Annotated in this window: 10 protein-coding genes; 2 read left to right on the top strand and 8 right to left on the bottom strand. The window is 66.5% G+C overall.

Annotation, left to right across the window (positions count from 1 at the left end; translation table 11 throughout):
* The first annotated feature begins 64 nt into the window (after positions 1-64).
* Positions 65-1,123, top strand: a complete 1,059-nt coding sequence (locus tag AC5P74_RS09575) for a LacI family DNA-binding transcriptional regulator (protein WP_032954175.1) — start codon at positions 65-67, stop codon at positions 1,121-1,123.
* An 8-nt stretch (positions 1,124-1,131) separates the two neighbouring features.
* On the opposite strand, the gene AC5P74_RS09570 is transcribed toward AC5P74_RS09575, so the two are convergent.
* The 8 genes from AC5P74_RS09570 to AC5P74_RS09535 form a co-directional block, all read right to left on the bottom strand.
* Positions 1,132-3,690: a glycoside hydrolase family 3 protein gene (locus AC5P74_RS09570; protein WP_346607244.1), complete on the bottom strand. Its 2,559-nt coding sequence runs from the start codon at positions 3,688-3,690 to the stop codon at positions 1,132-1,134.
* Positions 3,687-5,096 (bottom strand): sugar porter family MFS transporter, encoded by a 1,410-nt coding sequence (locus AC5P74_RS09565; RefSeq protein WP_005416600.1) that lies wholly within the window; start codon positions 5,094-5,096, stop codon positions 3,687-3,689. Before AC5P74_RS09565 ends, AC5P74_RS09570 begins: the two co-directional genes overlap by 4 nt.
* A 31-nt stretch (positions 5,097-5,127) precedes the next feature.
* The gene (gene xylA, locus AC5P74_RS09560) at positions 5,128-6,462 is read right to left on the bottom strand and encodes a xylose isomerase (protein ID WP_053496576.1); all 1,335 of its coding nucleotides are present in this window, start codon (positions 6,460-6,462) and stop codon (positions 5,128-5,130) included.
* A gap of 43 nt (positions 6,463-6,505) precedes the next feature.
* Positions 6,506-7,999 (bottom strand): xylulokinase, encoded by a 1,494-nt coding sequence (gene xylB, locus AC5P74_RS09555; protein WP_346607245.1) that lies wholly within the window; start codon positions 7,997-7,999, stop codon positions 6,506-6,508.
* 165 nt (positions 8,000-8,164) lie between these two features.
* Complete coding sequence (locus AC5P74_RS09550; protein WP_171956991.1) at positions 8,165-9,697, bottom strand: tryptophan halogenase family protein; 1,533 nt, start codon at positions 9,695-9,697, stop codon at positions 8,165-8,167.
* Between the two features lie 11 nt (positions 9,698-9,708).
* Complete coding sequence (locus AC5P74_RS09545) at positions 9,709-10,731, bottom strand: cupin-like domain-containing protein (RefSeq protein ID WP_346607246.1); 1,023 nt, start codon at positions 10,729-10,731, stop codon at positions 9,709-9,711.
* A gap of 3 nt (positions 10,732-10,734) precedes the next feature.
* Positions 10,735-11,493, bottom strand: coding sequence for a SapC family protein (locus AC5P74_RS09540; RefSeq protein ID WP_346607247.1), 759 nt, complete (start codon positions 11,491-11,493; stop codon positions 10,735-10,737).
* Between the two features lie 130 nt (positions 11,494-11,623).
* A complete protein-coding gene (locus tag AC5P74_RS09535) occupies positions 11,624-14,752 on the bottom strand; it encodes a TonB-dependent receptor (protein ID WP_346607248.1) in 3,129 nt (1,042 codons plus the stop codon).
* 422 nt (positions 14,753-15,174) lie between these two features.
* On the opposite strand from AC5P74_RS09535, the gene AC5P74_RS09530 reads away from it, so the two are divergent.
* Entirely contained in the window at positions 15,175-15,735 is a 561-nt protein-coding gene (locus tag AC5P74_RS09530; RefSeq protein ID WP_053496573.1) for a fasciclin domain-containing protein, read from the top strand.
* Positions 15,736-15,810 lie beyond the last annotated feature (75 nt).

Below are 15,810 nucleotides of genomic sequence, written 5' to 3'. Positions count from 1 at the left end.
GGGCAGCGCATCATCGTCCTTCGCACCCGCGCGGCAGCGCCACCAAGAACAAAGGGATCGTGCATTGGACAAGCCGAAGAAATCGGTTCGCCGCAGAACCGCAGGCGTGACGATCGACGAGGTTGCGGCCCTTGCCGGCGTTTCGCCGATGACCGTGTCGCGGGTGATCAACCAGGGCAAGGTGCGCGACGTCACCCGCGAACGCGTGCTGCGCGCCGTGCGTGAGCTCGGCTATACACCCAATCTTGCCGCCAGTTCGCTGGCCGCCGCACAGCACACGCGCATTGCGCTGATCTACACCAACCCCAGCGGCGCCTACCTGCGCGAACTGCTGGTGGGCCTGCTGCGCGTCGCCTCCAGTTCCGCCATCCAGCTGGTCATCGACTACTGGGACAACCTGGATGCCGAATCCGAACGCAAGGCGGCGCGTGCGCTCGCCGGACGCGTCGACGGGGTGATCCTGCCGCCACCCCTGTGCGAATCGCAGGCCGCCGTAAGCGAACTGGTCAAGGCAGGCATTCCGGTCGTGGCCATCGCATCGGGGCGCCTGAGCGAGGCCCTGTCCTGCGTCCGCATCGACGATTTCAGTGCCGGCAAGGAAATGACCGATCACCTGCTTCGGCAGGGACACACCCGCATCGGTTTCATCCGTGGGCGCGATGACCTGAGCGCAAGTGCGCTCCGCTACGACGGCTTCGTCACCGCCCTGCGCGAGGCCGGGCTGGCGGTGGAGCCTGGCCTGGTCCAGCACGGTGACTACACCTACCGGTCCGGCCTGGCTGCCGCCGAAAAGCTGTTGTCCCAACGCCGCCCACCGACCGCGATTTTCGCCAGCAACGACGACATGGGCGCTGCCGCCATCTCCGTCGCGCACCGGCGCGGGCTGGAAGTGCCGCGCGACCTGTCGGTCGTGGGTTTCGATGACACCTCGGCCGCCACCACCGTGTGGCCGGAACTGACCACGATCCACCAGCCCATCGCCTCGATGGCCAACGCGGCCGTCGACATCCTGCTGCGCACCATCCGCCGTCCGGCGGCGGACGCAACGGTGCTGCGCGATCATGTGATGCCGCATCGGCTGATCGCACGCGATTCGGTCGCCGCGCCGCCCCGGCGGCGGTAGCGCAGGCATCATGCTCCGCATCCGAGGGTGACCTCGGCTTCGTTCAGCGCACCCAGCGCGACGCGTGACACGGAGATCGTCATCGCATCGCCCGTCACCACCGACCACGGTCGGTCGATCGCGTCCATCCTTGCACCCGCCCTGGCCAGGCACTTCAGCGGCACGCCGACACGCTTCCACTGGCCTTGTGGAAGCGCCGCCAGCGACGACCCGATGGCGATGCGTGCCGAGCAGCTCGCGCCGCAACCGACCGACAGCCACGCCTCACCCTTCGGGGCTGCGTCCACCCGCAGCGTGGTCAGCAGCATCAGGTCGCCGTTCGATTCACGCCGCAGGTCCAACGCCGTGTGCGACTGCAGTGCCGCGGCGGCTTCGCCATTGCCCGACCAGGCCAGGCGTCGCCCGTCCTCCTGCGCCAGATGATCCACGCCGGTGATCTTCAGCCGGTCATCGGGCAATGCGTCCGGTACGCGGGTCACGGTCAGGCCCTGGCCAGCGGCATCCTCGAGCCGCAGTGCCATGCCAGGGCCTGCGTCACCACGCGCGAAGAACACGCCGGTCGCCCCCTCGTTGCCGCTCACGCCTGATGCTTCCGGCAGCGCGGCCAGGTCGCCGTTGTCGGCGTAGGTCAGGCCGAAGCCGAACGCAAACAACGGATCGTAGTCCTTCTGGCCCACGTTGTTGGCGTACTGGGTGGCGGTGCGCGGCCAGCTGAAACTGAGCTTGCCCTTGAAATCGTGCTGCACGCGGCCATCGCTTCCGCGCAGCAGTACATCGGCAATGCCGGCGCCTTCCGAACCCGGCAGCCATGCAGCCACGAAGGCATCGGCGGCATTGATTTCCCGGTTCACCCAAAGTGGCCGCCCGCTCAGGAAGACCGCGACAACCGGTATGCCATCGGCCTTGAGCCGCTTGAGCAGCGCCAGGTCCGTTTCGTTGCCGGGCTTGTAGGCCAGCGTCGGCCGGTCTCCCTGGAATTCGGCATAGGGGTCCTCGCCAAACACCACCACCGCCACGTCGGGCTTCACTGCATAGCGACCGTCGACGGAAAGCACGGCTTCACCACCCGCCGCGCTGGCCTGGCGCGCGATGCCCTCGTAGATCGTGTCCGCATTGGGGAAGTCCTTGCGGGTGGTGCCCGTGCCCTGCCAGTTGAGCGTCCAGCCGCCGGCCTGCTTGCCGACATCGTCGGCACCGTCGCCGGCCACGAGGATCCGCTGCTTCGGCGACAGCGGCAGGAGGCCGTTCTGGTTCTTCAGCAGGACCAGCGATTCGCGCACGGCCTGCCGGGCAACCGCGCGATGTGCCGGCGCGCCGATCAGTGCGAACTGCCCGCCGACGGCCCGCGTGGATGGCCTGCCGGCCTCGAACAGCCCAAGGCGGAACTTGACCCGCAGGATCCGGCGCACCGCATCGTCCAGGCGTTGCGGCGTGATCCGCCCATCCTTCACCGCAGCCAGCGTCGTCTCGTAGAACCCCTTCCAGCTGTCCGAGGCCATCGCCATGTCCAGGCCTGCGTTGATCGTAGCCGGGCAGTCTGTGGTGGTGCAGCCCTTGACCTGTCCATGACCATTCCAGTCACCCACCACGAAGCCACCGAAGTTCATGCGGCCCTTGAGCACATCGGTGAGGTAATGCCGGTGCCCATGCATCTTTTCGCCGTTGACACTGTTGAACGACGCCATCGCGGTCTGCGCGCCGGCGGCGATTGCCGGCGGATATCCGGCGGCGTGGATGCGCACCAGGTCTGACTCGCTGATGCGGGTGTCGCCCTGGTCCTTGCCGTCAGTGGTGCCGCCATCGCCCAGGAAGTGCTTCACCGAGGCGATCACATGGCGGCCATCGAGGAACTCCGGCGTTCCCACCCTGCCCTGCAATCCCTCCACCATGGCGGCGGCATAGCTGGCAACCACGTCCGGCGACTCGGAGTAGCCTTCGTAGGTGCGTCCCCAGCGATCGTCCTGGGGTACGGCAACGGTCGGCGCGAACGTCCATTCCATTCCGGTGACGCGGGTCTCCAGCGCGGTGATGCCACCGATCTGCCGAAGCAGCTCCGGATTGCGCGTGGCGCCCAGCCCGATGTTGTGCGGGAACAACGTGGCACCAATGATGTTGCTCTGCCCGTGCACGGCATCGATGCCGAACAGCAGCGGAATGGCCTTGCCGCCTTTCGAAGTGTCCATCGAGGCGTCGTAGAAGGCGTCGGCCAGCGCCAGCCATTCGGCCGGCGACGCGTCATAGCGGCCACCGGGATCGGAGTTGCCACCGGCCAGGATCGAGCCGAGCCGGTAGCGGCGCACATCATCGGGGGTGACGCTGGCGATGTCACCCTGCACCAGCTGGCCGACCTTGTCCTCCACCGTCATGCCGGCCATCAGGTCGGTGATGCGCTTCTCCAGTGCCGGGTCCGCAGCCAGCGGCCAGGTGACCTCCGGCCAGGGATCGTTGTCGTTGGCTGCGGCGGCGGCAGCCCGGTCCTGGCCGCGGCAGCCGAGCGATCCCAGCATCAGTGCGGCGACCAGCGCGCCGCTGCGGATTACGAAGGTCTGCGATGTCATGGCGCTCATCCTTCCATCTGCTCCAGTTCCTTGCCCTTGGTCTCGTGCACATGCCGGACGACGAAGATCACCGAGATCACGGCAGCGGCCAGGTAGATGCCGTAGGTGGCTGCCAGCCCTGCCGCGGCCAGCAGCATCGGGAACGTCACCGTGACCACGAAGTTGGAGGTCCACTGCGCCGCGCCGGCGACCGCCAGTGCCGAACCCCGGATCTGGTTCGGGAACATCTCGCCCAGCATCACCCACATCACCGGCCCCCAGGACAGATTGAAGAACACGACGTAGGCATTGGCCGCCACCAGCGCCAGCGTGCCCATGCGGCCGGGCAGCTGCAGGTGCCCGTCGGCCAGCGAACCGCTGGCAAAAGCCACCACCACCAGTGCAAGCGACAGCGACATCCCGGCCGAGCCGAACCACAGCAGGGGCTTGCGGCCGATCCGGTCAATCAGCAGCACGGTGACCACGCAGGCGCCGATGCTCAGTGCGCCGGACAGCACGTTGATCAGCAGCGCATCGTTCTCGGAAAAGCCGACCGCCTGCCACAGCACGGCGCCGTAATAGAACACCACGTTGATGCCGACCAGCTGCTGGAAGCAGGCCAGCCCGACGCCGACCCACACGATCGGGCGGATCCGCCCGGTCAGCGTGCTCTTCAGGTCCGACAGTCGCGGGCGATGATGGTCGTTGGACAGCGAGGCATCGATCTCCTCGAGCGTGGCCCTGGCCTTGTCGCTGCCCAGCAGCCGGGTCAGCACCCGCAGCGCGTCGTCCTTGCGTCGTTTCACCACCAGGTAGCGTGGGCTCTCCGGAATGGTCAGCAACAGCAGCAGGAACACCAGTGATGGCGCGGCCTGCATCCAGAACATCCAGCGCCAGGCGGCCTGCCCGCCCCACAGCGGTTCGGTCGACGCGCCCGCTGCGGCCGCCAGCAGGTAGTTGGACAGGAACGCGGCGGTGAGCCCGGTGATGATCGCGATCTGCTGCACGGTAGCCAGGCGTCCGCGGTAACGGGCCGGAGCGACCTCCGCAATGTAGGCCGGCGAGATCACGCTGGCCGCGCCGACCGCGAATCCACCCACCACCCGCGCGGCAATGAACCAGGCCGACGAGACCGCCGCCCCGGCACCGAGTGCCGACAGCAGGAACATCACTGCCGACAGGATCAGCACGTTGCGGCGGCCCAGGCGATCGGCCAGCCGGCCTGCACTGAACGCGCCCACCGCACAGCCCAGCAGCATCGACGCGATCTCGAACCCCTGCATCCATTCACCGGACCGGAACGCCTGGTGCAGGCCATCCTGGGTACCGTTGATCACGCCGCTGTCGAAGCCGAACAGAAAACCGCCAATCGTCGCCACCACGCTGATCAGTACGATCAGCCGCGTGTTCTCACCGCTGCCCGCTGCCTGGTTCATCCCCATCCCCTTGAGTGCACCGTGGCCGCGCTCAGCGCAGCAGGTACTGGTTGAGCAGGTTTTCGTAACGCTCCTGCTTGCCGCTGGCCTGGCGCGGCTCGCCGAGGCGGGCGGCCAGTGCCGCAAGGTCCGGCAGGCTGAGCGTGCCACGCTCGAAATCCTGGCCGGCGCCGGAATCGAAGCTTGCGTAGCGCTGCGCACGCCATTGCTCCCACGGCGACTCGGTCAGCAGTGCATGGGCAACCTCCAGCCCGCGTGCGAACGCATCCATGCCGCCGATATGGGCAATGAACAGATCCTCCAGGTCGGTCGACTCACGGCGCACCTTCGCATCGAAGTTCAACCCGCCCTCCAGCCCGCCCTGGCGCAGCACGACCAGCATTGCGCCCACGGTGTCGTACAGATCGCTGGGGAACTGGTCAGTGTCCCAGCCGTTCTGTGCGTTGCCGCGATTGGCATCGATGCTGCCGAGCAGGCCATGATCGGACGCGACCTGCAGGTCGTGCTCGAAGGTATGGCCGGACAACGTGGCGTGGTTGGCCTCGATGTTGAGCTTGAAGTCCTTGTCCAGCCCGTGTTCCTTCAGGAAGCCCACCACCGTGGCACTGTCGAAGTCGTACTGGTGCTTCATCGGCTCCATCGGCTTGGGCTCGATCAGGAAGTTGCCCTTCAGCCCGATGCTGCGGCCATAGTCGCGTGCCATGGTCAGGAAGCGCGCGAAATGCTCGATCTCCCGCTTCATCTGGGTATTGGCCAGCGACGCATAGCCTTCGCGCCCGCCCCAGAACACGTAGTGCTCGCCGCCGAGTTCGACCGTGGCCTCCAGGGCGGCCTTGACCTGTACGGCTGCACGCGCGACCACCGCGAAGTCGGGATTGGTCGATGCGCCGTTCATGTAGCGCGGGTGCGAGAACAGGTTGGCCGTGCCCCACAGCAGCTTGACGCCGGTGGCCTCCTGGCGCGCCTTGGCCAGGCCCACCATATGCGAGAGGTTTTTCTGGTACTGGGCGATGTCGTCGGCATCCGGCGCCAGGTCGATATCGTGGAAGCACCAGTACGGCACCCCCAGCTTGGTGAAGAACTCGAACGCTGCGTCCACCTTTGCTTCTGCCGTGGCCAGTGGCGAGGCGGCCTCCCACGGGAACTGCCGGGTGCCCGGGCCGAACGGATCGTGCCCGGCATTGCAGAAGGTGTGCCAGTAGCACACGGCGAAGCGCAGATGCTCCTGCATGGTCTTGCCACCGATGACCCGGCTGGCATCGTAGACCTTGAAGGCAAGCGGATTGTCCGAGCCCTTGCCCTCGAACGGAATGCGGCCGACGCCGGGGAAGTATTCCTTGGCGCCGATGAAGGGCTGCGTGCTCATGGTGCGTGCTCCTGTCGTTGTGCGGGATGTCGTGGAGGAGCCATCAGCCGTGCTGCAGTGGCGTGATGGCATCAAGATGGCTGAGGAAGCGTGCGTAGGCCCGTGCATAGGCATCGCTGTGGTCCGGATCCGGGCGTGCGGAGCGCGCGGGATCGACGGTGACGTGGCGCGCGGTGATGTCGCTGATCGACGTGGCCTCTCCCTGCGCCCGGGCGAGCGCCCACAGCGCCTGCAGCGCCGCACCAAACGCCGCGCCTTCGGCCTGCATCGGGACCTCCACCGGCAGGCCGAACACATCGGCCACCAGCTGACGCCAGGCAGCGCTGTTGCTGCCACCGCCGGTGAGCACGATGCGATCGAACTGCATGCCTGCGCGGACAAAGGCGTCGTAGCCGTACTTCAGGCTGTAGGTCGCGCCCTCCATGGCGGCGCGGTAGACATGCGCCGGGGTGAAATTGGCGGTATCCAGGCCAGCCAGCACACCCTTGCCGAGCGGCAGGTCAGGGGTACGTTCGCCATTGAGGAACGGCAGCATCACCAGGCCCCCTGCCCCCGGCGGCGTTGCGCGAAGATGCGCGTCGCCGTCGCGGCTGCTGAAACCGAAGGCGCTGGCCACGCGTTCGGTGGCCACGGTGCAGTTCATGGTGCAGATCAGCGGCAGCCAGCCCCCCGTGGACGAGCAGAACGCCGCCCACGCGCCATCCGGATCGATCACCGGCGAGCCGGAATACGCAAACAGCGTTCCGGAGGTTCCCAGGCTCATCGCCAGCCGCCCTTCCGTGACGCAGCCGGTGCCAATCGCTGCCATCATGTTGTCGCCGCCGCCAACGGCCACCTTCACCGCCGCTGCAAGCCCGAGCGCGGCCGCGGCCTTCGGCGCGATATCGAACAGGGCATCGGGCGCAGCGATCGGCGGCAGGCAGGCAGCAAGATCACGATCAGGATCGGTTGCGCGCAGCAGTTCCTGCGACCATGTGCGTGTGCGCACGTCCAGCCAGCCGGTGCCGGACGCATCGCCAAGCTCGCAGAACCGCTGCCCGGTCAACACGAAATTCAGGTAGTCGTGTGGCAGCAGGATGGTCGCCAGCCGCGCATAGGCGTCGGCACGGTGGGTCCGGGTCCAGGGCAGCTTGGAGGCCGTGTAGCCGGCCAGGATCGGATTGCCCGCCAGCGCGATGGTCCGCTGGAACCCGCCCACGGCCTCCATGATCTGGATGCATTCGACCGAGGTGCTGGTGTCGCACCACAGCTTGGCCGGCGCCAGTACCTGGCCATCATCGTCAACTGGCACGAATCCATGCTGCTGGCCCGATACCGCCAGCGCAACGATGCGTGCGCGCAGCGAGGGATCGATCCGGGCAAAGCAGTCGCGCAGGGCCGACACCCAGTCGGCCGGCGCCTGTTCGCGGCTGCCGTCGGCACCGCTGTCCAGCGCGAGCGGCGCGCCGGCCGAGGCCACCACCGCCTGCTTCTGCGGGTCATAGACCAGCACCTTCAGGCTCTGCGTCCCTGCATCGATCCCTGCAACCAGACCCATCGAAACCGCCTCCGATCAACAAAAAGGTAGCGCTAACATTACGTGGACTCAAAAAGGGGGCGTGGTGTCCGACCCCCTCGTTGCCACCGCGCGCGTCATCGCCAGCGGTGTTGCCGCACTGTAACCAGCTGCAGCGGAAAAAGCGTGCTGCAACGCAAAAGCCTGCTACGCGCTTGCTGCCGTCGAACGCCACACGTCCACGCCGGACCTGCAGTACTGCGCGATGAACTCCGCCTGCGCCGGCATCTGCGCGGCGGCCTGCTGCACAGGCCGTTGCATGCCCTTCAACAAGGTGCGCAGATCGGCATCACTCACGGCCTGCGCCAGCGGGTGCGCAGGACCGGGCGCGATGCCCTGCCCGAGCAGCACGCTGGTCCAGGATTCGACGCGGAACAGCTCGCCGGGGTCCTGCCACGCATGCGCACGCTCGCGCCACGCCTGCAGCCGCTGCTGCAGGGACTCGGGCACGCGCATCTCGCGACAGGCCTTCCACATCGGTTCGCTGCGCTGCGTGGCGTGGTAGTGCAGGATGATGAAGTCGCGCACGTGCTCCATTTCCTGGCGGCTGACATCGTTGTACAGCTGCACCAGCGACGCACTGATGCCGTCGAACGGGAACAGCTGGATCAGGCGCACTACCGCGCTGATCGTCAGATGGATGCTGGTCGACTCCAGCGGTTCGATGAAGCCGCTGGCCAGCCCGAGCGACACCACGTTCCTGTTCCAGGCCTTCAGCCGGCGTCCACTGCGGAACGGCACCTTCCATGGATCGCGCAAGGGTGGAGCCCCGGCATCGCGCAGCAGTTTCGCGGCGGCCTCGTCATCGGACAGATGGCGGCTGTCATACACCAGCCCGCAGCCAACGCGGTGCTGCAGCGCGATGTGCCAGCGCCACCCCGCCTCGTGGGCGATCGCCCGGGTATAGGGCACCGGCGGCGCCACCGCTTCGGTCTGCACCGCCACGGCCCGGTCGCACGGCAGCCATTCGTGCCAGTCCTCGTAGCCGGTGCCCAGTGCCTGCTCGATCAGCAGGCCGCGGAAGCCGGTGCAGTCGATGAACAGATCGCCCTCGATCACCTGGCCGTCGTCCAGCACCAGCGCCTGCACCGACCCGTCGTGCGCGTGCTGCCTGACCTGGGCGATCCGGCCTTCGATCCGGCGCAGGCCGTGGGCCTCGGCCCTACCGCGCAGGAACCGCGCATACAGCCCGGCATCGAAGTGATACGCATAGCTGGCCTGCGGCTGGGTGTGCAGCGAGAAGCGGTCGCCACGAGAGGCGATGCTCTCCAGGCAGAAGTCGCCCAGGTCCGAGGGCATGCCGCGGCGCAGGCTGTCCAGCCAGAAGTGATGGAAGGGGGCCGCCCAGGTGCCATGGCCGATGGTGCCGAACGGATGGAAGAAGCGATCGCCCGGCAGGCGCCAGTTCTCGAACGAGATCGACAGCTTGAAGGTGCCGGCCACCGCGCGCAGGAACTCCTGCTCGTCGATCTGCAGGAAGCGGTGGAAGGTGCGGATCGGCGGCACAGTGGACTCACCGACACCGACCGTGCCGATCTGCTCGGACTCGACCAGCGTGATCTCCAGCTGGTCACGGAACTGGTGCGCAAGCGCGCAGCCGGCCAGCCAACCCGCCGTACCGCCACCGGCAATGACCACCTTGCGGATGCGCCCTGAAGGCGTGCTCTGGGTATCCAACATGGTGCCCTCTCTCAACGGTTGAGCCTGCCCAGCAGCATCGCGCGCATGCGGCGGGCGCGCTGCTCGTCAAACGGTGCCAGATCCCCGCGCGCGGCGTCAGGCAGGTGCTGCCCCGCGCGCTCGCCAGGGCCGAATGCGTAGTAGCGGAAGAGCCCTTCCCAGGCCTGCTTTTCGCGCGCCGGCAGATCACGCACGGCCCACATCGCGTGGTGCAGCGCCGCCAGCGCGGATCCCAGCCAGGCCGGTGAGCTTCGCCACCAGTAGTTCACCAGCACGTTGAACGGTTCCAAGCTGCGTACATGGTGCCACCACATGCTGGGAATGAAGATCGCATCGCCGGGCCCAAGCACCGCACTGCGCGCGTGCGCCAGCGCCTCGCGGAAACGTGGATGCCGATCGAAGTCAGGCTGTTCGAAGTCCACCACGCTGACCACCTGTCCGCCCGGCGTGGGATCGAGCGGGCCCGGATAGAGGTTGTCGATCTGGGCGGGCGGGAACAGGGTGAACTCGCGCCGCCCCACCGCGCAGCAGGCGAGGTTGTCGGGTGTGTCGAAATGGCACGAGGCCGTCACCCGGTTGCCGATCCAGATGCTGGCGGTGGCGTCGATGCCCTGCTTGGCCAGACCGGCGTCGTTGGCCTGCGCGAATGCCGGCAGCAGTGCCCGCGCAATCGGCAGCGAGGCCACGTAGTAAGTGGGCGGTTGCGGTGCATGCAGCGTCATGGCGATCTCTTCCAGCACCTGGGCCAGCACGCCGCGCCGCACTTCGAAGTTCAACCGGGTGAAGTCCGCGCTGTAGAACGGGCGCCCCCCGATCTCGGCGCCGCCGAAAGAGTACTGGATGGGTGCACCCGCATCGACGCTGCACAGGTACGCCATTGCATCCTGCACCCCGCCCAGCCCGGCCTGGACCAGTGGCCAATCGGTGGCGATGCCACGCAGTACGACCGGCTCACCGGCCTCCACCAGGTCAGCCAGTGGCAAGGCGGCAGGATCGATGCCTTCCAGGATCCGCATCGGCAGGGTGGCCTGCACCGGTCAGTTCCTGGCCGCCTGCGCGGTGCCGTCCTGGACGCGGAGACGGCGCTGCTTCTCGGCGATCAGGCGGCGCATGTTATGCAGCGAGGCAAGCATCAGGTACGCACCCTCCAGGTAACCGGCGCGGTTCAACGCAGCCAGGCGTGGACTGTCCAGCGCAGCCAGGCGCTCGCGGTCGATGCCGTGCAATCCGCTCACGCTCACCCGGTGGTGCGGCGCGAGCTGCACATCGAGCGTGACCGGCTGGATGAGCCCGCAGTCGTCGAGCATCGTGAACATACTGGCCGCGAAGGCACTGCCCTCGTGGATGCCGCGCAGCACGCCGGCGATGTGGTCCAGGTAGGGCGTGTTGCCGCCCTGCGGCAGGAACACCGGCTCACCGGCGCCGGCGGTGACGCGCGGATGGTCCAGGTCCACGTGCATCACCGCATCCTGGGTGAGCACGCCATCCACGTAGTGCTCCTGGAAGCCGATCAGGAACGGCCCTTTGGCCGCCGCGCCTGGCAGGTAGGAAGCATTCCAGCGCCCGTCCTGCAGGAACAGGTTCTCGTGTTGTTCGAAACCCAGCAGGGCCACGGACTGCCACGCCTTCGTCCCGGTATCCCTGCGCAGGAAGATCGGATACTCACGCTGCAGTTCAGCGAACTCGCTGGGATAGGCCGGCACCATGCCCACGGCATCGCCGAACTGCGGCCCGAATCCGGTGGCGACCCTCAGGTCCCGATGCGCGATGTTGTTGAGCATTTCGTAGCGGGCCATCAGGGTATCCAGTCCAGTGCGGGGTGGCTGGCCGGCAGCGTAGCGCAGGCGCGACAGGTGCGGCGACACCGTCCCGGCACGGCACCGCTGGCGGGCAGCGGTGCCGTGCCGGACGCATCGGCAACCAGGCTCAGAACTTGTAGCGTACGCCCAGCATGTAGCGCGGGCTCTGGTCTGCCAGCTTGACGATCATCTGCGACGTGCGCGAGCGCCACCGCACATCCTCGCCGGTCAGGTTGATCGCCTCCAGGCTGAAGGACCAGTGGTCATCCAGCGCGTAGTTGACGCTGAGATCCCACTGCTCGTACGGCTCCACATAGTAGGGATTGCGGCTGGAGCCCTGGTTGGCCAGGATCAGGTACTGGTCGCGCCAGTTCCATGCCAGGCGCACCGACCACCCGTACTTCTCGTACATCAGCATGGCGTTGGCGGTATCGCTCAGGCCGGTGAGCGAGAACTGGTCGATGCCAGGGTCACCGCCATTGTTGTAGCCGACATCGCCTTTGACCACGGTGTAGTTGGCCAGCACGCCGAAGCCGGTGTCGCCGAAGAAGTACTGTCCGCCCAGCTCCCAGCCATGCAGCTTGGATTTGTTCTGGTTGATCGGGCGATTGACGTTGAACTGGTACAGCGGGTCGTTGGGCTGCCCATACAGATCGTAGGCCGCTTCGGTGGCCAGCACCTGCGCATCAGTGCCGTTGTAGGCGCCCAGGCCGGCAGGATTGTTGCGCAGCAATGCCAGTGCGGTGAACAGCGAGGTGTCGTTGGCCGAGCAGGCAGCGGCATTGGCCGGCCCGACCTGGGCGACGCAGGCGCCACTGGTCAGGAAGTCCAACGCCGCCCGCGCATCCGGCCCGGAGGTCGGGTCGGTGAGGCCGTACAGGCCTTCCTGCACGACGGTGTTGCCGATGAAGTTGCTGACCGACTTGTTCCAGTAGGTCAATGACACATAGCTGGCGTCGGCGAAGTACCACTCCAGCCCCAGGTCGAGGTTGTCCGATTCCAACGGCTTCAGGCTCGGGTTCTGCGAATTGCCGCTGGCGCGCGACGAGGGATCGATCAGCACCGAGCCGAACGGCTGCTGGGCCCCGGGTCCCGCATAGAGATTGCCATACGGCGCGCGGGCGATGCTTTTGCCGAACGAAACGCGGCCCTTCAGCTCCTCGGTGAGGTCGATGCTGAAATCAAGGTTGGGCAGGATGTAGCTGTAGCGCGCCTTCTCCGTGAAGGGCTGCTGCTCATCGGACAGCACGATGCGGAAATCGTTGTTGGCCTGCCACTCGATGGACTCGGGGACGGCAATGACCGAGGTCGACACCACGTCAGTGGTTTCATAGCGCACGCCCAGGCGGGTGTTGGTGCGCATGCCACCCAGCTCCCCGTCCAGCTCCACCTGGAAGTACGCCGCCTTGGTCTTCTCTTCCACGAAGTTGTCGGCCGCGCGTTGCGGGTTCACACCCAGGCCGACGCCGTACTCGCGCGATGCCCATTGCGCGAGCTGCCCGGCATTGCCGCGCCAGGCGGGCCAGCTGTTGGCACTGTAGTCGTCGAACAGGCCGACGATGCTGACCGGCTGCAGCAGGTCCATCAGGCCTGCGGCGGTATCCCGGTCCACGTTGGCCACGCCCCAGTCGCCCAGGGTCGAGTAGGCCTCGGCGGCCTGGATGCGGTGGGTGGTGGACTTGTTGGTGTCCACGCCGAACTGGAAGCGCCCGTGGTCGAAGTTCCATTCGCCATCGACGCGCGCCTGCTTGATCTCGCTGATCTGGGTCTGCGCGTTGACGCGCAGCACCTGCGTGCCGACCTCGCCTTCCTGGAAGCCCGGATTGACCACGCCATTGGTCCCGGCGAGCGCATCGGCGGTGCTGGGATACCAGACCTGGGTGCCAACCGGCAGGCCATTGTTGAAGTTCAACTCCTGCACCCAGGAGCCACCGCAATGCGGGCCACGGGTGCAGTTGTTGGTGCCGGCGATGCTCATGAAGATCGAACCACCGCCGGTGAGCGGGTCATTCGGGCGGCTCTCGTTCTTCGAGTTGTGCGCATCGAAGCTGAGCTTGAAGCGGTCGCTGACATTCCAGACGGCATTGAAACCCAGCGAACCCAGCTTGTATTCCTGCATGCTGCGCTGCTGTTCCAGGCCGAAATCCTTGGTGCCGGCGATTTCACGGATGTATACCGGCGTCGCGACGGCGCCACTGGTGTCGAACTCGACGTTGGTGTAGTTGCTGTTCTGCAGCCACATGCCCTGCTCGCCGCGATTCTCGGTGATCTCGTTAGTCGAGTAGGTGTAATCCACGGTCAGGGTCAGGCTGTCCGTCGGTGCGAACTGCAGCACGGCCTGGCCGTTGACGCGTTCGCGCTCGAATTCGGAGAACGCGTAGCGCAGGTCGTTGGGCCGCGCGTAAAGCTGGCCGACGGCCGGGGCATTGACCACGGTCGGATTGCCCGGCATCGACCCTGTCCACGGCTGCACGTTCCAGTAGTTCTCCGTGGCCTGCACCGAGCCACCCTTGCGCTTCTGCTGGCTCGCGCTGAGGCTGACGCCAAAGGTCTTTTCCGGATTGCTGTAGCTGAAGATGCCCGACAGCTCCGGTGTCAGGTCATTGTCGAACGGCTGGCTCTGGTCGGACACCAGCTTCGCCCCGGCGTTGGCCACGATGCCGGCGTGATCGAGCGGGCGCGAGGTCAGGATGTTGATCGTCGCACCGATGCCACCGCTGGGCACCTGTGCCTGGCTGGTCTTGTAGACCTCGATACCATTGATGGCCTCGGCGGCCAGCTGCGCGAAGTTGAAGGCGCGGGTGCCGCCGTCGACACCGCCGATGGCGACCTGTCCAGAGGCACCGAATGCATCGGCACCCGGCATCTGCCGACCGTTGAGCGTGACCATGTTGAACTGGGGGCCGAAGCCACGCGCGGTCACCTGCGCACCCTCGCCGTCACGGCGCTCGATGGAGATGCCGGTGATGCGCTGCAACGACTCGGCAAGATTGGTATCGGGGAACTTGCCGATGTCTTCAGCGCTGATCGCGTCGACCACGCCCGCCGAGTCGCGCTTGATGTCCATGGCCTGGCTCAGGCTGTTGCGTATGCCCGTGACCTGCACTGCATCGAGCTGGGTGGGCTGCGACTGGCTCTGCGGCTGCTGCCCGGTCGCCGGCGCTGCGTCCTGCGCAAAGGCAGGATTGATGACCAGGGCGCCACCCACGAAGGTGAACATGGCCCGGGACCGGAACTTCGCCAATGCGCGGCTCATGAACCGGACCTCGGGGCCAGGGTGCCGCGGAAACTGCAAGTGCTCATGAAAGTCCCCTCTGACATACGATCGAATGGATGTACCGCCCCCTCCCAGGGGCACGCACGGGCGTGGCCCGCATTCCAAACCGAACAGCACGGGTGCTCAGGCACGCCGCGACTTACACTTGCTTTTCAAGCCTGCCAGGACAAACACGCGGCAAAGAAGGCAGCCCCTGGACCTTGGATCCCCGTCCGACTGGTAGCGCTACCATCGCGTTGCAGCGGAGAGTAATCACCGCGGTTCGCCGTTGTCACCATGCAGCGCAGCAAAACCGCCTGCGGGCCAAACAGCTGATGACTCGGCCGTTGCTGCATCCGGTCACGCTCACCCGACGTAGGAAAAATGCCCGCACTTGCGGGTCATCCAGAAAGGAACGCACCGTGAACGCTCTTCAGCGCATCGCCGCCGCAGTCGGCTTCGCCGTACTCGTTTCGTCCGGCTCCTCGGTTTTCGCCGCCAACACCGTCATCGTGGGCGGGGCAGAAATGTACCCCACCAGGACCATCGTCGAGAACGCCGTCAATTCCAAGGATCACACCACGCTGGTTGCAGCGGTCAAAGCAGCCGGCCTGGTCGACACCCTCAACGGCGCCGGGCCCTTCACTGTTTTCGCGCCCACCAATGCGGCCTTCGAAAAGCTGCCTGCAGGCACTGTCGAGACACTGGTGAAGCCTGAAAACAAGGCACAGCTGACCCGGATCCTGACCTACCACGTCGTCCCGGGCAACTACAGTTCCGCCCAGCTTCTGGCCGATGCCCGCAAGCACAGCGGCAAGGCCACCCTGAAGACCGTGCAGGGTGAGCCTCTCACCGTGGCGCTCCACGATGGCAAGCTCTGGGTCATCGACGCAAAGGGTGGAAAGGCAGGCATCAGCATTGCAGATGTCGGCCAGTCCAACGGCGTCATCCACGTGGTCGACACCGTGCTGATGCCCAAGTAAGCGGCCTCACGCAACGGGCATCCGGCGCGATGCCCGTTGCCTGGGCCGGTCATCCCGACGTCACCATGCGGATCC

This window comes from Stenotrophomonas sp. YJH_SMC_94-11 (assembly GCF_059370435.1).
This window is presented reverse-complemented; position numbering and strand designations above follow the sequence as displayed.